Genomic DNA, 20,806 nt, shown 5'->3' on the forward strand with positions numbered 1-20,806 from the left:
TTTTCGCTAGCCTGCGGAAATGCCCACCATGATGCCGCGCCTCGTGTTCCGTCTTTTTCTCTGGCTACCGTTCGGGCTTCTGGCGCAGACGGAAACAGCCGCTTGGAAGACGAAATTCGACGATGCCGCCTTCCGCCAGCGTGTGGAGCACGCGGACGGCGTGGACGAGGCGCTGCGTGAACTGGCAGTGCCGGCGGCGGGGCAACCGGCGCTTTATGAATGGCTGCGGGAGCGCGCAAAACCGCCGCAGCAGCACAAGATCGAGTGCCTGCTGCTGGCACGCCTGGCCCGCGAGCTGAAACGGCCCGCCGAGGAGATCAGCGCGTCGGACGATCTGGTGCTGCAGGCTGCACCAAATCTCCCGCAGGGCTGGTTCGGCCGCGCGGAGCAGTATGACGCGTCTCCGCAGAAGGATGCCGCGGTGTGGGCGGTTGAGGCGTGTGTGCAGGGCATGCGGCGTGTGGACCTCGCCTCGCCGCACTGGGAGAAACAATTGCGGGCCTATCGCGGTGTGGACTGGTTGGAGCGCGCGGTGAAGGCGGATCATCTCATCGAATGGGTCAAGGCCGTGGCCGCCGCGCTGGAAAACGCGCCGAGGAACACGGCGCGGCCGGACGCCTGCCGACTCGTGCTGACCATCCTGCGCCACGATGCGGCGAGGAAGGAGCCGCTGCTCCTCCAAATCCTGCTGGAGGCGGTGCAAAACACGCAACCGCGCCTCGTGCTGGGTGATCCGGCGAATTTCGCGGTGGTGCTGCGTGATCTGCAAAACAGCGGCCAGCCCGCGCTGGCGCGGCAGATGGCACGACTGCTCGTTTTCGCGCCTGTTTCACGCGAAAACACAGATCAGGAGCTCGGGCGCGGCTTCAGCGAGCTGCTCGGCATGTGGGAGGACACCACGCCGCCGCACCAGCCGGCCACGCAAGCACGACAGATCCTGAGCACCGCGATGGCGGATGATCCCGCCTTCACGGAGGATTGCCTGCGCGTCGCGCTAGAGCAGCCGTGGAATGAAAATCTCGTCACGCATGCGCTGCTGGCGCGCGCGCTGGATGGCGGCGTGAGCGCGGAGCAAATGGAGCTGGCCTCAAACTTGAGCGCGGAGGCCCGTGCGCGTGTGGCACTGCGGCTCACGGCCTTCGCACCACCGGGCAGTCATCCGCAGAACGCATCGGGACCATGGCTGGAGGAACTGGCGCTCGGTTTGAGCACAAAATTAAAGGACAACACTGATCGCGCCTCGTTTGAGAGCCTGCTTGGCTGTCTGGAGGGCCTGGAGCGCGGTGGCGAGGGCGAACGGCTCGGCCATGTGCTCACCACGATGCAAAACGCCACGCCGCGCCTCGATGATCTGGATCATTGGGAGCGCTACGCGCAGATCGTGCTGCGACGGAAAAATCTGACGCAAACGCGGCAGCTCGCCACGGCCTGGGGCGGTGCGCTGGACCAGTCCTCGCAGCAGAAGGAGCATCTGCTGCCTCTCACACGCATCGCCGTGATCGCTGGAAAAAATGGTGGCGTGGAGTTTGCGATGATGGCGCTGGGCTTGTGGGAGCGGCACCACGCGGAGATGAGCAGCACCGCGCTGCCGCCGCCGGGCATCGCGGCGCGCGTGGGGGAGGCGCTGATGGCCTGCGATTATTTGGAAGGCTTCGAGCGCTTCGTCACAGGACTGGAAAAACTGCCCAAACACCGCGTCACATCCTTTTACACGTCGATGACGCGGGAACTCGCGGCCTTGCGCGACTTGATCACTGGACGCGGCGATCTCGTGCCTTCGGTCGAGGCGTGGATACGCCCGGCGGCGGGTGAAAACGAGGCCGTGACGGCGCAGTGGCAGCTTGTGCTGCCGGAACTCGGTTTCGCGCCGGATCGCGCCATGATCATCACGACCGGTGACCGCGACGCGCGCACGCCTGCGGACAAGCTGGCGGACGCGCGCTGGTGGCGTGCCGGGACCGCGCTTCCCGCGCTCGCCAGGCTCGGTGGGAAATTTTCACTCGAAGTGCTCGCCGGAGACGATCCGCAAAAGCTGCGCTCTCTGGCCACGATTCCGAACGCGGCGGCGAGCGGATCGCACACATTGATCACGCTGCCCGCCTCGGGCTGCCTGAAGATCATGCTGCGCTCCCAAATCAACGGCATGACCTCCTCAAGCGAGCCGCGATTTTTCTCCACGCGGCCGGTTTTGTTCGCCAACGGCCGCGAACCGGCCGCTGCAGAGGAGATCGCCTCCGTTCCATGCCCGGATCTCGCAAACGTCCCGCAGCCGGCATCCTGGCGGCCGGAGGACGCGCACCGCTGGGGCCGTGTGATCGCGCCGCCGGTCCAGATCGAGGACGGTGTGGAATATCTGCTCACCGAATGGCCCGAGCAGCCGCACAGCATCACGCGCATGATATTGCTCGATGCGGAACAGCGTCCGCTCGGCCCTGTGCCGGTCGCTTCGACCGGCTGGCAGGCGGGCAATCTCTCGCTGACGCATACGCCGCTGAACCGCAGCTCACGCGCGCGCATGCAGCGCTTCCGCCCGTCTGACTGGGCGGGGGATGGCGATCTCGTTTTTCCCTCGGACGGCCGCGCCGGGGAGCAGAAGCCGCGATTCATCGCCTTCGTCACGCGTGAATCTTTTCCAAAGACGCTGCCGCTGGTGCAACTGCGGCCTTATCAGGCCTCCATGCCTGCGGAACAGGGCCTCCGCTCGATTGCGCCGGACCTGCCGGAGCTCAATGACGAGTTCATCGGCCATCTCGGCTTCGCGGTGCATTCGTGGCACGTCACCTTCGCCTCGGATCGCGGCATCATCACGGGCAAGGGAGCGCTGGCGGGCTTTGACGTGATGCACATCCCATGGAAGCCGCTCATGCGCGCCGAGTCGCCGCTCATTGAGGGAAACGAGTGGCCGATGATCTTCACGCCGGAGCACTGCAACATCATCGAGCCGCCATGGAACAACACGCGCGACCTGGGGCTGCGCTTCACGCCCTTCGACACGCGTGGCGAGCGCTACGCCGGCTGCCGCCGCATTGATCTGCCGCTGCCGACTTACAGCAAGGGTGAGATCTCCGAATGGCTCGACGGCGCGGTGCTCATGGTGTCCTCTCAAATGGGCGAGAACCCCGAGCCGGTGTGCGCGTGGGTGGAGCCGGACGGGAAGACGCATGTGGTCAAACTGCCGCGTCCGCCGCTGAAAAACAAACCGGGCCTCGAAGTGGCCTGGTGGGGGCCGGGCGGGACGAAATTCACGCTGCATGAGGACGGGCTGCTCTTTCACATGGAGCATCGCGACGGCCTGCGTCTGCTCGGTGTCGAGCCCGGCTCGCCGGATGACATGCCGGAAGGCGGAACTCCGGGCCGCTCAAAGCGCAAACGCTCCTGGCGGCTGGAGCGTCCCGACGTGCTCGTGCAGATGGACAAGAAGACCAGCATGATCACGCGCCGCTTCCACCTCCCGAAGCCCTGTGAAGGCACGCCGATGGCCTTCGACAGCCGTGGCTACGTCATTCTTTTCACCACCGCTCATGAGATCATCCGCGTGAACCCGCCGGGGCGGATCGTGGTGGATGATTGAGGAAAAACGCGCTGGCGTCCCGCCTCAACGCGACTTTGATGGGCGCTCCGCCACTCCCCAACCACCATGCGCACGCTTCTCTGCTCCCTCGCCCTCGTCTCGTTCGTATCCGCCGCTGAGCCGGTTTATCTGACGCTCGCCGATTTCACTGACACCAAGGACGCCGCACCCTCCGGCGGCTGGACGGCCGAAGGTGATAACACGATCCATCTCACTGGCAAAGGCGGTGGCAGCCTGATCTCCAAGAACGAATACTCGAACTTCGAGCTCGAATGGGAATGGAAGCTCAATTCCAAGGGCAACAACGGCATCAAATACTGGGTCACCAAGATCGGCGGCAAGGAATGGCTGGGCATCGAATACCAGATGATCGACGACAGCGGCCATCCCGACGGCCTGCGCGGCGGCTCCCACACCACGGCATCGATCTACGACATCAAAGAACCCGCAAAGGACAAGCTGGTGAAAACCGCCGGCGAGTGGAACACGAGCAAGATCATCGTCCAGGACGGCAAGATCCAGCATTGGCTCAATGGTGCTCTTGCCTGCGAGGCGGACACCACGACGCCTGAGTGGAAGGAAATGGTCGGGAAGAGCAAGTTCAAGAACAAGGAAGGCTTCGCTCCCGGCAAAGGCAAAATCATGCTGACCGAACACGGCGACGAGACGTGGTTCCGCAACATTCGCCTCACGGCGAAATAAAGTAGTCCGGTTGCGCCGCAACAAGCCTACTTTTCCACTTCCGCGCGATCCTTCTCAAACAACTGCGTCAACTGAATGCGACGCTCGCGCACGATGCTCGCATAGGCATCGAAATCGTCCTGCACCGGAACGATGAGGTGCATTGTCTCATCGTCGTAGCGCCGCCACTTGCGCGCCGCTTCTTCCATCGCGGCGGCAGGTTTGCCGAGCGCTTGCAGTGCCCGCGTGGCCAGCACCAGCGCGCTGTGCATCTGCTCGTGCACCATGTCCTCCGCCTCGATGCCGAGCTTTAGCAGCTCAAAGCGGTGGTCGTAATCCTGCGCGCGCACCAGGATGCGCACGCTCGGATATTTCTCGCGCACCTCCGTCACCAGCCGCGCCACCTTGGACTGATCCGCCAGCGCGATGATCAGCATGCAGGCCTGCTCGATGCCCGCCGCATGCAGCAGATCGAGCCGCGTGGCACCACCATAAAACACCTTGAAGCCAAAGGCGCGCAGCATGTCCACATGGTCGGGATCGCTTTCCAGCACCGTCACCTTCACACCCTGCGACATCATGAAGCGGCCCAGGAAATTGCCGAAGCGGCCGAAGCCAGCCAGGATCACCGGCGCATGCTCGTCGATCGTGTCTGGAGCGCGCTCCTCCTTGCTCACCGCCGTGTAACGCGGCGCGATGACGCGCTCATAGAGGATGAACAGCAGCGGCGTAACCGCCATGGAGAGCGCCACGACGGCCACGAGCAGCTTCGCATTCTCCGCATCGAGAATTTGCTGCTGTGAGGCCATCGACAGCAGCGCAAAGGCAAACTCGCCGCCCTGCGCCAGCGCCAGGGCGAGCAACCAGCGGTGACTGCCGCGAATCTTCAGCACCGTGGCAATGACAAACATCACCACGGTCTTCAACACGATCAACGTCAGCACCAAAACGGCCACCAGCAGCGGTTTGGCCGCGATCACGCTGAAATCCAGCGAGGCACCGACCGCGAGGAAGAACAAGCCGAGCAGCAGGCCTTTGAACGGCTCCAGATTGCTCTCAAGTTCATGCCGGTAATGACTCCCCGCGAGCACCACGCCCGCCACGAACGCACCGAGCGCCGGTGAGAGGCCGACCTGTGTCATCAGCAGCGCCACACCGACGATCAAGAGCAGCGCCGCCGCCGTGAGCAGCTCGCGCAAGCCTGTTTTCGCCAGAATCGCAAACCCGCGCGGCACCACAAACTGACCTGCGATCACAATTGCCACCACCGCGCCCAGTGTGACGAGCGGCTGCGCCCAATGCGGCAGCTCTTGCAGCCAGCCATGATGCTCGGTCGTTGTTCCACTCGTTGCGAGCAGCGGAAACACCGCCAGCATCGGAATGACCGCAATGTCTTGAAACAGCAGTACCGCGAACGAATCCGCGCCGCCATCGGTGCGCATCAGCGCCTTCTCTTGCAGCGTCTGGATCACGATCGCCGTCGATGACAGCGCCAGAATCATGCCCGTGGCGATGGCAGGCTTGTATTCCAGCCCGCAAGCCAGCGCGATGCCCATCACCGCCAGCGCCGTGAACACCACCTGCATCCCGCCGAGGCCAAAAATTGGCCCGCGCATGCGCCACAGCCGCGATGGTTCCAGTTCGAGCCCGATCATGAACAGCATGATCACCACGCCAAACTCCGCGAAATGCAGCGCCTCCTCGCCTTGAGCGCCACCAACCCATCCCAGCACAAACGGTCCGATCAACGCCCCGCCGATCAAATAACCCAGCACGCTGCCCAATCCCAGCCGATGCGCCACCGGCACCAGAAGAACGGCTGCCGCGAGGTAAATGAAGGCGGAGAGAAAAAAGTTCGGATCGTGCATGCGCGTGGACGAATGTTGACGCCAAAATCACGGCGATGCCAAATCAGATTTGCCGTTCATCGCGCCCCTTTGAGCAGATCAAACACCGTCACCATGCCGAGCAGGCGGCGCTCGGCGTCCATCACCACGGCCTTGCTCACGCCGGTGCGCATGAGGGTTTGCACCAGCTCCGGCACCAGCACCTCGCCGCGCACGCAGAAGGGCGTGGTGAGCGGCAGATCCTTCAAGCCGTCGCGGCAGGTGAGGCCGTGGTTTTTGAGCCAGTCGTAGGCCACGGAGCGCCGCAGCAGTCCGATGACCTTGCCGTCCTCCGTGACGGGATAAGTGCTGTGCGGGTGACGCTGAAACTCCTCCACCGCGTCCTGCACGCACAGCGCGGCATCGAGCGAAGCGATGTTTTTTGTCATCACATCCGCCGCTGTGGCCGAACGTGTGGATTCGGAGATCGCGTCCACGGTCTTCTGAATTTCCTCCGGCAGGTGGTACTGCTGCGCGGTCGATTTGAAGAGGGATTCAAGCGAGCCGATGCTCTTTACCAGCGTCTTGAAGGTGCCGCCGTCGATGGCGACGAGTTCGCTCGATTCCTTCGCCGTCGCGTCAAAGCGCCAGATGCCGTCGCCCATGAGCGCCCGCTCGCCGAAGTGCTCGCCAGCGACGGCGGACTTCACGATCTGGCCCTGCGCGTCCGTGATCTCCACGCAGCCTTTTTTCACGGCATACAGCGACTGCGCCGGTTCGCCGCTGCGGAACAGTGAATCTCCCGCCTCCAGGTGCATTTCTCCCAGCGGGGAGGAGAAGCTCGGCGTGAGCAGATTGATGTCGCGTGGGAAGAACAGCTCGAAGGTCCACTCCATCATCACCCGCAGTTTGCGGTCGAGGCCCGGCAGCTTCATCAAATAAACACTGCGCCACATGAACCAGGCCAGCAGGCCGGAAAAGCGCAGCCCCATCACCATCGCCACGGCTTTGCGATGCCCGATGGTCGCCAACTCGCCAAGCCCGGTGAACTTGAAGGGCTTCAGTGGCAGCTTGCGCAGGCTGGCAAAGATGTTGTCGCCGATCAAGGCGCCCTGGCGCATGGCAAACTGCGCGGTCTCCGGGCAGCAACCCCCATCGGCCTTTGGAAAAACGGCGCAATCGCCAGCCGACCACACTTTTTCGAGTCCTTTGACCTGTCCCGTCGCCTCCACCACCAGCTTGCCGCGCTCCAGCGGCACCGCGCCGCTTTCTCCCAGCGCCTTGATCAGCGGATGAGGCGCATTGCCCACTGTGCAGACCACGAGATGCGAGGTGATCGTGGTCCCATCATTGAGCTGCACCGTGCGCGCCGTCACAGCCCGCACGCGTTTGTTGAAGACGATGTTCACGCCCATTTTTGCCAAGCAACTGCCGGTGTAGTCGCCCAATCGCTTGCCTAACATTCCCAGCAGCCGGTCGCCGCTGTGGATCAGCGTCACGCTCGCCTCGCCTTCCTCGATGTTGTCGTAATAGCGCCGCACGCCGACAATGAGATCCTGAATTTGTCCCGCCGTCTCCACACCCGAGTAACCGCCGCCCACGACCACGAAGGACAGCATTTCCTTCCGCTGCTGTGCCTTGTTGATCAGATTCGCCTCTTCCATGCGGCTGATGATCGCCGCACGCAGTTTCATCGCGTCACCGACGGTACGCATGAGATACGCATGCTCGGACATGCCCGGAATGCGGCTCAAATCCACGCCCGCTCCAGGGGCGAGCATCAAATGGTCAAAACTCACCTTCACCGCCGGGGTGAAGCGTCCGCCGTCCAGTGTCATCACCCGGTTTGTCAGGTCTAGGTCCGTCACCTGCGCTTTCAGCACGTCGGCACCATCACAGATCATGCGGATGGGATTCACCACATGCTGTGGCGAGAGCGACCCGCCCACCACCTCCGGCAGCATGGGCTGAAAGACCATGTGGTTCTCACTCGCGATCACGCCCACGCGCAACCGCTCCGCCCCCAGCCGCTTCAGCACCTGCTGCGCGCAATACACCCCCGCAAAACCTCCGCCGATGATGGCAACGTCGAAATGGCGGGATGGGGTCTCGTGCATGGGCGGCAGACCACGCGGCAGCGCACACGCCGGGCCAATGTGGCATGAACTTTCGGGCCCCAGGCCGGTCTTCAGACGAGGCCCGACTCAAAATTCGTCCTTTTCCTGAGCGCTCGCCGCTGTTTTCGTCGTAACTCAACGCACCATGAAAACCCTTCTGCTCTCCCTCCTCATGACCTCCCTTGTACTCGCCGCCGAAACCAACGTGAGTGACATCGCCGTCAAAGACATCGACGGCAAGGACACCACGCTCAAAGCCTACGCGGGCAAGGTGCTGCTCATCGTCAATGTCGCCTCCGAGTGCGGTTACACAGGTCAGTATGCCGGATTGCAGGCGCTGCACGAGAAGATGGCGGCCAAGGGCGTGGCCGTGTTCGGTTTCCCCTGCAACGATTTCGGCGGCCAGGAACCTGGCACCGAGGCGGTCATCAAGACCTTCTGCACCGAGAACTACAAGGTGACCTTTCCGATGTTCTCCAAAGTCGCGATCAAAGGCGATGCCAAGCACCCGCTCTACGCCGCCCTGCAATCCGCCGCCGGTGAAGTTGGCTGGAACTTCGAAAAGTTCCTCGTCGGCAAGGACGGCAAGGTCTTGAAGCGCTTTGGCTCCGATGTGGAGCCGGAATCGCCGGAGCTGCTCGCGGCGATTGAGGCGGCGCTGAAGTAAGCCGGGCTTGCGTCATGAAGCCCCAGGGTTCACAGAATCCTGGGTGACACCGTTCACTCCTGCCGATCATGCGTCAGCCACGAGCTTGCCGCAGGTTGTTCCATGGCAGTCCTATTTGCCAAACGAACCCATTTTCTCACCGCCTGTGGGAATAAGCCGGCCTTCCACCCCTCTTATGTCGAAATGGCCCGCATGCCCTCATGGAACTCACCCTCAATTTCGGCATTGAACTGCCCGCGTACCGCCCGATAGCACGCCGCGTGACCGACTCCCCGCCCAGCTTCGAGCAGATCGTGGACGCCCACTACCAGGGGCTCCACCGCTTTGCCCTGAGCATGTGCCGGAGTGATGCGACGGCGCAGGATCTCGTGCAACAGACCTTCCTGCAATGGGCGAGGAAGGGCCACACGCTGCGGGATGCCGCGAAAGTGAAGACCTGGCTCTTCACCACGATCTACCGCGAATGGCTCAGCATCGCCCGTCGGGAGAAAAAACACGAGCAGGTCGAGTTTGAGCCGGACCTGCATGGCGCGAGCCAGCCTCACGATGAAGGCGAAAATCCGCGCGTGGACAGCGCTACCCTGCAAACGGCCCTGGAGCAGCTCGATCCCAATTACCGCGCCCCGCTGGTGCTGTTTTACCTCAAAGAACTGTCCTATCGCGACATCGCCGAAACTTTGGGCCTGCCGATCGGCACGGTGATGTCACGCCTCTCCCGCGCCAAAGACCGTTTGCGATCCATTTTGCTCCGCCTCGAAGAATCCACCGCCGCCAACATCATCCCTGCCCCATTCACCTCGTGAACCGCGAAGAAGCCAGACTCGAACTCGACGCCACCACGCTCCGCCCCCAGGACGCGTCGCCAGAGGCCCGTGCGCAGGCGGAAAGCGATCCAGAGCTGGCCGCGTGGCTGGAGCAGCGCACCGCTTTCGATGCGAGTGTGGCCGATGCATTTCAAAACCTGCCCGTGGCACCTGGATTGCGCGATAGCATCCTCAGCTCCGCCTATGCCCGCCCCAAAAAGAGCACGCGCTGGGTGACGCCCACACTCATCGCCGCCGCTGCTTGCCTGGCCTTTGGCTGGGCCCTGTTCTGGCCTGGAAACTCCGCCATGGCCGCTTGGGAGTCCGAATCTCTCGCCGCCGTCGCCAAAGTCGAATACGGCGTGATGAAGCTCGATGAGCGGGAGGCGAGCCTGGAGGCGGTGAAGAAGCATCTGACACTGGCCGAATGCCCGTGTCCGAGCGCGCTGCCTCCCGCTCTCGCCGGCCTGCGGACCTATGGCTGCAAACGCGTCCAGATCGACGGCCATGCCGCCACGATCATCTGTTTCGAACTCCAAACCGGCAAGGAGGCCCATCTCGTCGTCCTCGATAACACGAACCTCGGCGACTGCCCCGCCGCCGACGCCCCCTGCTTCAAATCCGCGAAGAACTGGCGCTACGCCTCCTGGAGCCATGGCTCCCACGTCTTCATGCTCGCCACCACGGCGGACGAGGCGGCCTTGAAGAAGCTGTTCGGACTGGTTTGAGTGAAAATCGTCGCATGACAGGAATTGTCATGCACCCCGCGCCATTTGCGGCGCGTTCTGATCCGCGTTTGAAAGCCCGGACAGGCTCGGTATGTATCCGCCCCTCAAAAACCAACCGACCTTTTATGAACCTGACACGGACAGCCTACGGAACCTGGAGCGGCGGACGCTTCATGCATTATGGAGAGCAGCTCACGGAAGAGCATTACATGCAGTTGATGCGCGATGCTTTTAACAAGGGCGTGCGCACCTTTGTCACGGCGGATGTGTATGGCGTGGGGCGTGCCGATTCGCTCCTGGGTGAGGCTTTGAAGGGCATCCCGCGTGAGGAATACTGCCTCGCAGGCATCGTGGGCCACGACATTTACGAGGGCATCCGCCAGGGTTCACGCGGCTACCCGCGCTTCACCGATCCCACGCTGCGCGGGCCGGAGAAGTATTACGACTACCTCAAAATGGCGACGGAGAAGAGCCTGGAACGCTGCCAGACCTCGAAGTTTGACCTGCTGATGCTGCACAATCCCGATAGCATCGCCTACACGAGCGAAAAAGTGTGGGATGCCTTCACTGCGCTGAAGACCGAAGGTCTCACAGACCGTCTCGGCATCGCCCCCGGACCCGCGAACGGCTTCACACTCGACATGATCGAGTGCTTTGAGCGTTTTGGCGACCGCATGGACTGGGCGATGATCATCTTGAATCCCTTCGAGCCTTGGCCCGGCCAGCATGTGCTCGGCGCGGCGGAAAAGAACGGCGTCGATATTCTGGCCCGTGTGGTCGATTACGGCGGTCTGTTCCACGATGATGTGAAGCCCGGTCACAAGTTCCGCGATGGTGACCACCGCACGCATCGTCCGGGCGACTGGATCGAGCACGGCGTCGAAAAACTCGAAAAGGTGCGGCCCTATGCCGAAAAACACGGCCTGACCATGCTACAACTGGCCTGCCAGTGGACGCTGGGAAACAAAGGCGTGAAAAGCGTCGTCCCCACGCTGATTCAGGAGCACGGCGAAGGTGCGCGCACGATCGAGAGCAAGCTCGATGATCTCGCCGCCCTGCCAGAGCAGCGCCTGACTGCCGAGGAAGTCGAGGCGATCCGCCAGATCGGCGACAACACCGGCTGCATGGCTCTCAAGGGCGCCAGCCAGCGTCACGAGGGGCAGGAACCTCGTGCCGACGAATGGCCGATGCGCCCCGACCTGCTCGACCTTGCGACGCGCTGGAGTTTGGGCACGGCGTGGTAGCGCATTTGCATCTTGGCCGTTCCACGTTGATAGGCATCACCCATGATCGAGGCAGATTTTATCATCGTCGGAACCGGCGCGGGCGGCCTCGTGGCCGCCTTGCATGCTTCGGATCATGGCAGTGTGGTGATGGTCACCAAACGCGGCGCTTTGGACTCGAACTCAAACTGGGCGCAGGGCGGCATCGCCTGTGTCACGGCTGAGACGGATTCCATTGAGAAGCATGTGAGTGACACGCTCATCGCCGGCGCTGGTCTGTGCAAAGAACCGGCCGTACGCACCATTGTGAGCGAAGGGCCGGAGCGCATCGCCGATTTGGTAAAGTGGGGTGTGGATTTCGACCAGCGCGAGTCGGAAAGCGGCCATCTGGAGTTCGATCTGACCAAGGAAGGCGGCCATACCGCCCGCCGGGTGCTGCATGCCGCCGATGCCACAGGCCGTGAGATCACCGAGAAGCTGCTCGCCGCCGTGCGAGCGAAGCCAAACATCAAGATCTACGAGAATCATTACGCCATCGACATCATCACCACTGCCAAGCTCGGCCTCGTGTCTGAAGACCGTGTGCTGGGGCTGTATGTGCTCGATGAGACGAGCGGCGACGTTCACACCTTCCGCTCCGACCGTGTGATCCTGGCCACCGGCGGCTGCGGACGCGTGTATTTGTACACAACGAATCCACGCGTCGCGACGGGAGACGGTGTGGCGATGGCCTGGCGCGCCGGGGCGACGATTTCGAACATGGAATTCATCCAGTTCCACCCGACCTGCCTCTACCATCCTCAAAAACGCTCCTTCCTCATCACCGAGGCGATGCGCGGCGAAGGTGCGCGGTTGATCGGTAAGGACGGCCAGGAATTCATGCAGCGTTACGACAAACGCGGCTCCCTGGCCCCGCGTGACATCGTCTCACGCGCCATCGACCACGAGATCAAGCGCACCGGCGGCCCCTGCGTGTATCTCGATATCAGCCACAAGCCGGCGGACTTCATCGCGAGTCATTTCCCGAACATCCAGAAGGCCTGTCTCGAAGTCGGCATCGACATCACCAAGGAGCCGATCCCCGTGGTGCCCGCCGCGCATTACCAGTGCGGCGGCGTCCTCACAGATGTGAACGGCGCCACCAACATCCGGGGTCTTTGTGCTGTGGGCGAAGTCGGCTGCACCGGCCTTCATGGCGCTAACCGTCTCGCCAGCAATTCACTCCTCGAATGCTGCGTCACCGCGCAGCGGGCGGTGGCGCATCTGCTCAAAAAGATCCCGCAGGGCAAACAAGCCGAGCAGAGCTACGATCTGCGTCCCTGGCAGACCAGCGGTGACGTGGAGAATGACGAACTCGTCGTCATCTACCACAACTGGGACGAAATCCGCCGCCTGATGTGGGACTACGTCTCCATTGTGCGCACCAACAAGCGCCTCCAACGCGCCGCCGCCCGTCTGCGCAATCTCAAGCGTGAGGTGCAGGAGTTTTACTGGAGCAACCACGTCACCAGCGAGATCTTGGAACTGCGCAACCTCGTCGAAACCGCCTCCCTCATCGTCGAGTGCGCCATCCGTCGGCATGAAAGCCGGGGTCTGCATTACACGCTGGACTACCCGCAAACGGACGACACGCGACCGCCACAGGACAGCACGCTGCGGCGCTATTGAGATTATTGCCGGCTTCCTGCGTTGTGGCGGCAGCCTCGTGCCAAGTTCGTTTTTGAACGGCCCGCAGCGGTGCCTGTCCAGATTTCTGTGGGTTTGTTTCATCCATCGAAACCATTCACGCGTGCCTCACCGCACGAATTACAGATTGCAGTTCACCCCGTGAAGCTGCTAAAATTCACCTAAATCGCCTCAACCCCTATGCCTGCCGGACGTTCTTTCCCAATGATCGTCGCCGCGTTCTTCGCGACGGTGCTGGCGGCTTTTGGACAGAGCGCGTCATCCGTTTCCGCCACAGGTGCTGTGGCGGCTTTGAAGAAACGCGAATCCGCGACAGCGCTGCCGCAGAGCAAAGCCCCAAGCTTGGTGTCTTCCATGCCTGCATCGCTCCCCTCTCAAATGCCCCGCCTTGGCTATGCCCGCTACCCTTGGAAGCTCGACATCGTGGCCACCGTGTTCTGGGTGGGGGAGCAGCCAACGGAAAACAATCCCACGCCGAACGACAAAAGCTCCTGGGACACCAAGTGGATGGAAAACTTCGGCGGATACGACGACCCTGACCCCACCAAGCGTTCCGAGGCTTTCACCCCGATCGGGTTCATGCCCAAGCAGAACCCTTTTTACATCGCGCTGCCTTACAATGACGTGATCGACTACAACTCGCACAAGCCCGAGGCGTCCAAAGTCATCCCGTGGTTCCAGCAGCGCTTCAGCCGCTCAGGCAGGACGGTGCTGAAAGGCCAGTGGGTGGCCATCCGCCACGGCAACCGCGTTTGCTACGCCCAGTGGGAAGACTGCGGCCCCTTTGTCACAGACGATCACGATTATGTCTTCGGCAACGCCCGCCCAAAGAACGCCAGCAACAACGGCGCCGGGATCGACATCTCACCTGCCATCCGCGACTACCTCGGCCTGAAAAGCATGTCCCGCTGCGACTGGCGCTTCGTGGATGTCAGCGAGGTTCCCTCCGGTCCTTGGCGCAACATTGGCGACAACAACCATTTCGTCCGCCAGCAAAAGGTCGAAAAAGAACGCGAGCACACCGCCATCTCCTCACGTCTCGATGAACTCCGCCGCATGCGTGATGCGTACTTCAAGCAAGGTGCCAGCGTGGTTCGCTGATCACACCAGCCCGCGTCGAACCAGGGATTCCTCCATCGCCCGGTCGATGAGCAGCACAGCAAGCGTTTGCGTGGCTTCGTCGAGCAACTGAGTGGCAGATTTGAGGGCTTGGGCGTTGTGCTCGGCAGAGACGAGCAGACGGCGCACCTCGGCGGCATGCTGGAGCACGGTGGCGCTCTCCTCGGCGCTGATCGCATCGCCAAGTTGAGCAAGCGCGGCATCGACGGCGGGCAGCAATTCTTCCGCCTTGAGCCTCGCCTCGGTCCAGATGCGCTCGTTCATGTCCTCAAAGGCGAAATCAACGCTCTCGGCAATCATCTGCTCCACGCGTTCATCTTCGACGTCGACGGCGGTGCCGCGAATTTCGAGCGTGCGGTCGTGGTTCGTGGCCGTGTCACGCGCAAGCACCTTCAAGATGCCATCCGCGTCCAAACTGAACTGCACACCGACCCGGGCGCTGCCCTTCGGTCCCGCTGGAAACGGCACCTCAATGCGGCCTAGCTCCCAGTTGTCCTTGGCCAGCTCACGTTCACCTTGAAGGATGCGAATCAGCATGCTGTCCTGGTTGGCGACGGCGTTGGTGAACATCTCACCTGCCTTGGCAGGAATCGTTGTGTTGCGCGGGATGATGATGTTCATCAAACCGCCGAAGGTTTCGATGCCGAGCGAGAGCGGTGTGACATCGAGCAGCAACACCTGTCGCAGACTGCCGCCCAAAATGCCCGCCTGGATCGTGGCGCCGAGCGCGATGGCCTCGTCGGGGTTTTGCGAAGTGTTTGGCTCACGTCCGAAGAGTTCGCGCACATAATCGCGCACCAACGGCATGCGGGTGCTGCCGCCGACGAGGATGACTTCGTCGAGCTGATCGGGTTTGATCTTCGCATCGCTCAACGCGCGCAGGCAGTGCATGCGTGTCCGCTCAATCCATGGGCGGGCGATTTTTTCGAGATCGGCGCGGGTGATGTCCAGACCGTTGAAGGAGGCCGTTTCGTCGCTGGAGAGGCGTTTTTTGACTACTTCGGCCCCTTCGAGCACACGGATGTCATTGGCAGGCAAGTTGAGCCGCTCGGCGATAAATCCGGCAAGCAGGCGGTCAATGTCGTCGCCACCAAGCTGTGTGTCTCCGGCGGTGGAGAGCACCTGGAAGGTACCGTCGCGCATTTCGAGCACGGAGATGTCAAAGGTTCCGCCACCGAGGTCATAGACGGCCACTTTTTGATGCTCCCCGAGTTTGTCGAGGCCGTAGGCGAGTGCTGCGGCGGTCGGTTCGCTCAAAATGCGCAGGACTTCGAGTCCGGCGAGCTCTCCGGCTCGCTTCGTGGCGTTGCGCTGGGCGTCATTGAAATAGGCGGGCACGGTGATGACGGCCTGCGACACACTTTGCTCCAGCGCCCGCTCCGCGACGGCTTTCAAGTGCTTCAAGATCTCCGCCGAGACCTCGACGGGGGAGGTTTTCAAATCACCTAGAGCATAGGGCGGCACCCATCCGCCTTCACCGGGCCTGCGACCGATGAGGCGCTTCACCGAGGTGATCGTGCGCGTGGGATGCAGCGCCCTCTGGCGCAAAGCGACGGCTCCGACGGTGATCGCGCCATTCTCCGCGATGCAAACAGCGCTGGGCGTGCTGCGGCTGCCATGCTCATCGGCAAGCAGAATGGGGAAACCGCAATCGACCACGCCGACGAGGGAATTCGTCGTGCCGAGGTCGATGCCGAGGATCGGAGCCAAGTTCAAAGTTTCAGGTTTCAAGTTCGAGGGTTGCTAAACACGGGGCGGCATTCAAAATCAAATCATGGAATCGCTCACCCACCAGCTTCTCTCCAAAACGAACCTCACCGACGCCCAGATTGCCGAAGCAGCGGCGCATTTGGTCGATCCGGCCATTGAGTCGGCGGCGAAGGCGAATTTTCTGCGGGCGCTGGCAAAGAAGGGCGAGACGCCGGCGGAGATCGCGGCCTTTGTGAATGAATTCCTCAAGCTGGCGGTCGATCCGGGCCTGGACCGCACCAAACTGCCGGGACCGATGCTGGATGTGGTGGGCACGGGCGGTGACCAGTTGCATCTCTTCAATGTGTCGAGCACAGCGATGTTCATCCTGGCCGCTGGTGGCGTGTGTGTGACGAAGCATGGCAACCGGGGCATCACCTCGAAGGCGGGCGGCGCGGATGTGCTGGAGGCGCTGGGCATCAAGATCGACCTGCCGAAGGAGAAAGTCGTCGCGGGCATCGAAAGCATTGGTCTGGGCTTCTTTTTCGCGCCGCTGTATCATCCGGCCTTCAAGGCGGTGGCTGAAGCGCGGAAGATGCTCGCTGCCGAGGGCCAGCGCTCGATTTTCAACGTGCTGGGGCCGCTCTTGAATCCAAGCCGACCGGACTACCAGCTCATCGGCGTGTTTGATCCGAAACTGACGCGCGCCTTTGGCGAAATCCTCGTGCAGCTCGGCCGCAAAGGCGCGTGGGTGGTGCATGGCAGCACCGGAAGTGGCCTGGGCATGGATGAACTCTCCACGCTGGGCCTGAACGAAGTCTGCCAGCTCGAAAATGGCAGTCTCCGCGAGGCGAAGATCGATCCCAAGTCTCTCGGCTTCGGCAAAGCGAGGCTCGAAGAGCTTGTCGGCGGCGATGCGGCTGAGAATGCGGCGATCCTCGAAGGTGTGCTGGCCGGGACCATCAAAGGCGCGAAGCACGACATCGCCGTACTGAACGCGGCGGCGGGTTTTGTCATCACAGGCAAAGCCCCGGACCTGCCTGCGGGCAAAGCGCTGGCGGAGGAACTTCTCCAGCGCGGCGCGGCGCATGCGAAGCTGCGGGCCATGCAAGACCTGTGCTGAGGCCATTTTCCCGCGAGACAGCGCGGCGAGAGATGTTACGATCATTCCCATGCCCATGACCAGCGAAGTGCTCGAAACCGTCCAGAAGGTGCCCTCTAGCACCTGGGTGAACTGGGGCATCGTCGGTTTCTTGTTTTTCACCGCCGGTCTGGCCTTCGCCCGTGGTGCGGTGCGCCAGATTGTTGGCGTGGCGACGCTGGCGATCTCCGTGGGTGTCGCGTGGTATGTGTTCCGGCATCGTGTGCAGATTTTTGGCGCGACAGGCATGGGCATGAGCACCGACCGCCTGCTGATGCTTTCCGCCGCCGCCGGCCTGCTGACCTACTTTTTGTGCAAGCTCGGCATGTATCTCCTGGCCACTTTGGGCTTCCTGAAAATCCTCGGCGGCATGGCCGGCTGGAAAGGGGTGATGATGAGCTTCATCCCCTCCGGGGCGCTGCTGTGGATCGCCAGCATGGTGCTGCGGCTCGTCGGCAACATTTACGGCATGGAAAGCGCCTCCGAGGTGGTGAAAAAAGGCGGCGAACTGGAAAGCCAGGCGAAATCCTTCTGGCACAGCCTCAGCCAGCGCATGGACGGCAGCCCCTTCGGCAAGCTGGCCGAAAAACTCGATCCGTATGACATCAAGGCCACCGCGAACCTCGCCCGCCTGCTGATTCTGTGGCCGGAAGGCAGCATGTGGCAGCGCCTCGCCGCCCAAAGCCCCTCCACGGCCGCCGCGCTGAACCACCCGCGCATCGCCGAACTTGGCTACGACCCGGAGGTGCGCAAGGCCATCGAGAAACAGGACTTCGCCGGACTGATGCAGATGAAAAAGGTCGAAGAAGCCGCCCACCACCCGGACCTGGAGCCCGTGCTCAGCGGATTGGCGCTTGAACAAGCGATGGATTCCGTCGTTTATCAACGCCCGCAGCCGGTGACGCTGCGTTAAAACAAACGAATATTCACAGCTTGGACAAGTCGAGAGGTTCCGACGGTCCTTCTTTCATGGCCTCCTCAGCCCAGGCGGCAACACGCGCCGTCTTTTTGGGGTCGGAGAGCAGGCGCTCCCAAATCGCATCGCCGTCCTCCTCGGTCTCATCCTCCAAACGGACCTGCTGCTTGATGAACAGCACATAGTCGAGCACGGAGGACTGCTTGTCCGCCGGCAGCATGGCGGCTTCCTCGGCGATGAGGCTGGCGAGATCACGGGTGGCGACGGCGGGCATGGCTGAAGTCTAGTCTTAGCCCTTTGAAAATCCACGCCAAGTTCATTTCATCCCCTGGCTGTCAGTTCGCCAGATGCCCATCAAAAACCTTGCGGCATCTCTCGATTCCTTTTATCAAAGCCAATGCATTTGGATGAAAAATCTGCTCGTGCTTTCCGGCTCGATCTTCAGGCAGCGCGAGAAAATGCGATCAAGGACGCAGAAGCGTTCGAAGGGATTATCCATGCGATTGAACGTCTCGGAAGTTTCTTGCTGGGAAGAATCGAAGCACTGGGGCCATATCAGCCTCCCTTGAAGGATCTTGCAGAGCTATCTGCTTTGGCTTCGGATATTCCCAGCGAGTGGCGAGAACTGCACACGCCCTTCGATTTGCTCTACAACGAAGTCAAAAACGCACGAAACGACGCTTTGCACGTCGGTGCTTACGCTCGACATCTGACGATCCACGCGATTGAACTGGCCATAGTTTTGGAGGATGCGTTGAGAATCAAAGAAACCAATCTCAAGGAGGTCAAAAAAATGGAAACAACCGTCAGTGACTTCATGATTCGTAATCCTGTATTTGCCCATAGCTGGCAGCCCATCAGCATCGTCAGACAGATCATGCTGACGAATTCATTTTCGTATTTGCCCGTGGCGATGGGAGACGGCAAATGGCGATTGGTATCTGACTTGGCGGTTGCCAAGTATCTGCAAGGCTGTTCCAATGCAAAAAGGAAAAAGCGCCTCGCCACATCACTCGAAGAGGCAATGGAGGATAAAGATTCGTTTCCGAGTCTTGATGATGCAGTGTGCATCCATTCATCGGCGACGATTGCCCAAGCTTTGAATCAGAGCGGTGGCAAGCCCCTCCTAGTGACCTCTAAAAAGGCAGGTTCCGAGATCGTGGGTTTTCTGACGCCATTTGATCTTTTGTAAGCACTCTGAACTCATTCGAAACATTCATGAAAAATCCAGCCGCATTTCTCATCGTCTTGGTGTTTACAGGACTGGCGCTCAGCGCCGCGCTTTCACAAACAGTCAGTGTGCCGGGGTCCACCTCAGAACTGAAGACAAAGTATGATGAAAAAGTGAAACTCGATGTTTTGCGCCCGCATGAATTGGCGGTTGCGGATCTGAATACCAAGTTTGCCGCCGCGCTGGAACGATCTCAGGAAGCAGCCCAGAAGTCGGGAAAATTGGAGGAAGCCATTGCTATCAAGACGGAGAAGGAGGCTGTGCAGGCTGGCAACTACACTCCGGCAGCAGATGACGCCAAGACAGCCGCCGGTCTTAAAACTTTGAGAGCCACTTACCGCACAGCGCTGGCAAAATTGGAACTCGATAGGGATAAAAAATTGCGCCCACTCAAAGATGTCTTGGCCAAGTCGCTCGAAGTGGTGATCGATACCCTGACTAAAAATGGCAAGCTGGATGAGGCGATGGCCGCCAAGAAAATGCGCGAAGAACTGCTCGCACCTGCCTCCAGTGTTTCAGATTCAGAAAAAACTGTTTCATTGGCCCCTGGAGGCAAAATGTTCGTGAACAGCCTCGGGATGAAATTTCTTCCTGTGCAAGGAACCAACATTCTTATTTGCATTCATGAGACTCGAAAGGGGGATTATGCCGCATACTCCGCCGAGAACGTCGGAGTGCATGATGGCTGGAAAGCCGCCAGTCGAGACGGTGTTCCGGTCAGCACGGGAGAAGACCATCCGGTAACCAATGTAAACTGGGATGACGCGCAGACATTTTGTGCCTGGCTGAGCAAGAAGGAAAGGCTTTCCTATCGCTTACCAACAGACAAGGAATGGAGTTATGCGGTGGGCATCGGTAACAAGGAAAGGTGGTCGCGGGCGATGACTCCGGAAATGATGAGTCAAAAACTACAAAAGGAATACCCATGGGGCGGCCACTATCCGCCGCAATCGAGCGACTTGGCCGGGAACTACGGCGATTTAGCCTGGAATTCAAAATTCCCAACACAGCCATTTATCGTTGGCTACAACGATGGGATTGTCACAACCGCACCGGTAATGAGTTTCAAGCCCACTCAGCAAGGCATTTACGACCTGGGTGGTAATGTGTGGGAGTGGTGTGAAGACAAATACAGCGCGGCTGGGGATGAGCGTGTATTGCGTGGCGGCTCTTGGTTCAGCTGCGAAAGTAATGTCCTGCTATCATCGAACCGTGAGCATATTGCTCCTGAAGGTCGTTTCTACAACCGAGGATTCCGTTGCGTTCTCGAGTCTGCTCCATAGCACGCCAGCAGGACTAGGCGGTGTCTTTGCAAATCAAGCGAGGTGAGTTCTATCCAGGAGGGCGGCGAAAGTGATGAACCCCGCAAAGGATGAGGCGGTTTTGTCGGCACGCAAAGCGAGGCGTT

17 protein-coding genes are annotated in these 20,806 nt (G+C 61.0%); 12 read left to right on the forward strand and 5 right to left on the reverse strand.

What is annotated here, in order from left to right:
* Nucleotides 1-28 precede the first annotated feature (28 nt).
* Nucleotides 29-3,571, forward strand: coding sequence for a hypothetical protein (locus ACILSI_RS04060; protein WP_395720567.1), 3,543 nt, complete (start codon nt 29-31; stop codon nt 3,569-3,571).
* Between the two features lie 66 nt (nt 3,572-3,637).
* On the forward strand, nt 3,638-4,273 hold the full coding sequence (locus ACILSI_RS04065) for a DUF1080 domain-containing protein (protein ID WP_395720568.1): 636 nt from the start codon (nt 3,638-3,640) through the stop codon (nt 4,271-4,273).
* A gap of 26 nt (nt 4,274-4,299) precedes the next feature.
* Here ACILSI_RS04065 and ACILSI_RS04070 read toward each other — a convergent pair whose 3' ends face one another.
* Nucleotides 4,300-6,120 (reverse strand): monovalent cation:proton antiporter-2 (CPA2) family protein, encoded by a 1,821-nt coding sequence (locus ACILSI_RS04070; RefSeq protein ID WP_395720569.1) that lies wholly within the window; start codon nt 6,118-6,120, stop codon nt 4,300-4,302.
* A 56-nt stretch (nt 6,121-6,176) separates the two neighbouring features.
* Complete coding sequence (locus tag ACILSI_RS04075; protein ID WP_395720570.1) at nt 6,177-8,195, reverse strand: FAD-dependent oxidoreductase; 2,019 nt, start codon at nt 8,193-8,195, stop codon at nt 6,177-6,179.
* 145 nt (nt 8,196-8,340) lie between these two features.
* Here ACILSI_RS04075 and ACILSI_RS04080 point away from each other — a divergent pair, with 145 nt between their 5' ends.
* The 5 genes from ACILSI_RS04080 (at nt 8,341) to nadB (ending at nt 13,284) form a co-directional block, all read left to right on the forward strand.
* On the forward strand, nt 8,341-8,862 hold the full coding sequence (locus ACILSI_RS04080) for a glutathione peroxidase (RefSeq protein WP_395720571.1): 522 nt from the start codon (nt 8,341-8,343) through the stop codon (nt 8,860-8,862).
* A 200-nt stretch (nt 8,863-9,062) separates the two neighbouring features.
* Nucleotides 9,063-9,665: an RNA polymerase sigma factor gene (locus ACILSI_RS04085; RefSeq protein WP_395720572.1), complete on the forward strand. Its 603-nt coding sequence runs from the start codon at nt 9,063-9,065 to the stop codon at nt 9,663-9,665.
* A complete protein-coding gene (locus ACILSI_RS04090; protein WP_395720573.1) occupies nt 9,662-10,393 on the forward strand; it encodes a hypothetical protein in 732 nt (243 codons plus the stop codon). The genes ACILSI_RS04085 and ACILSI_RS04090 overlap by 4 nt, the downstream gene beginning before the upstream one ends.
* 125 nt (nt 10,394-10,518) lie before the next feature.
* Nucleotides 10,519-11,637: an aldo/keto reductase gene (locus ACILSI_RS04095; RefSeq protein WP_395720574.1), complete on the forward strand. Its 1,119-nt coding sequence runs from the start codon at nt 10,519-10,521 to the stop codon at nt 11,635-11,637.
* A 42-nt stretch (nt 11,638-11,679) separates the two neighbouring features.
* Nucleotides 11,680-13,284 carry an L-aspartate oxidase gene (nadB, locus tag ACILSI_RS04100; RefSeq protein WP_395720575.1) on the forward strand — a complete coding sequence of 535 codons (1,605 nt, stop codon included), beginning with the start codon at nt 11,680-11,682 and terminating at the stop codon, nt 13,282-13,284.
* 179 nt (nt 13,285-13,463) lie between these two features.
* Here nadB and ACILSI_RS04105 read toward each other — a convergent pair whose 3' ends face one another.
* A complete protein-coding gene (locus ACILSI_RS04105; protein WP_395720576.1) occupies nt 13,464-13,658 on the reverse strand; it encodes a hypothetical protein in 195 nt (64 codons plus the stop codon).
* 22 nt (nt 13,659-13,680) lie between these two features.
* Here ACILSI_RS04105 and ACILSI_RS04110 point away from each other — a divergent pair, with 22 nt between their 5' ends.
* The gene (locus tag ACILSI_RS04110; protein WP_395720577.1) at nt 13,681-14,403 is read left to right on the forward strand and encodes a hypothetical protein; all 723 of its coding nucleotides are present in this window, start codon (nt 13,681-13,683) and stop codon (nt 14,401-14,403) included.
* On the opposite strand, the gene ACILSI_RS04115 is transcribed toward ACILSI_RS04110, so the two are convergent.
* Nucleotides 14,404-16,131, reverse strand: a complete 1,728-nt coding sequence (locus ACILSI_RS04115; protein ID WP_395720578.1) for an Hsp70 family protein — start codon at nt 16,129-16,131, stop codon at nt 14,404-14,406.
* 64 nt (nt 16,132-16,195) lie between these two features.
* Between ACILSI_RS04115 and trpD the strand changes: the two genes are divergently transcribed.
* Nucleotides 16,196-17,233, forward strand: coding sequence for an anthranilate phosphoribosyltransferase (gene trpD / locus ACILSI_RS04120; RefSeq protein WP_395720579.1), 1,038 nt, complete (start codon nt 16,196-16,198; stop codon nt 17,231-17,233).
* A 49-nt stretch (nt 17,234-17,282) separates the two neighbouring features.
* Nucleotides 17,283-18,164 (forward strand): hypothetical protein, encoded by an 882-nt coding sequence (locus ACILSI_RS04125; RefSeq protein ID WP_395720580.1) that lies wholly within the window; start codon nt 17,283-17,285, stop codon nt 18,162-18,164.
* A 13-nt stretch (nt 18,165-18,177) separates the two neighbouring features.
* On the opposite strand, the gene ACILSI_RS04130 is transcribed toward ACILSI_RS04125, so the two are convergent.
* A complete protein-coding gene (locus ACILSI_RS04130; protein WP_395720581.1) occupies nt 18,178-18,441 on the reverse strand; it encodes a hypothetical protein in 264 nt (87 codons plus the stop codon).
* 123 nt (nt 18,442-18,564) lie between these two features.
* Here ACILSI_RS04130 and ACILSI_RS04135 point away from each other — a divergent pair, with 123 nt between their 5' ends.
* Together ACILSI_RS04135 and ACILSI_RS04140 are read left to right on the forward strand one after the other, a co-directional pair.
* A complete protein-coding gene (locus ACILSI_RS04135) occupies nt 18,565-19,359 on the forward strand; it encodes a hypothetical protein (RefSeq protein ID WP_395720582.1) in 795 nt (264 codons plus the stop codon).
* A 26-nt stretch (nt 19,360-19,385) separates the two neighbouring features.
* On the forward strand, nt 19,386-20,681 hold the full coding sequence (locus tag ACILSI_RS04140) for a formylglycine-generating enzyme family protein (protein WP_395720583.1): 1,296 nt from the start codon (nt 19,386-19,388) through the stop codon (nt 20,679-20,681).
* The last annotated feature ends 125 nt before the right edge of the window (nt 20,682-20,806 follow it).

Source organism: Prosthecobacter sp., from assembly GCF_044232965.1.
GTDB lineage: Bacteria > Verrucomicrobiota > Verrucomicrobiia > Verrucomicrobiales > Verrucomicrobiaceae > Prosthecobacter.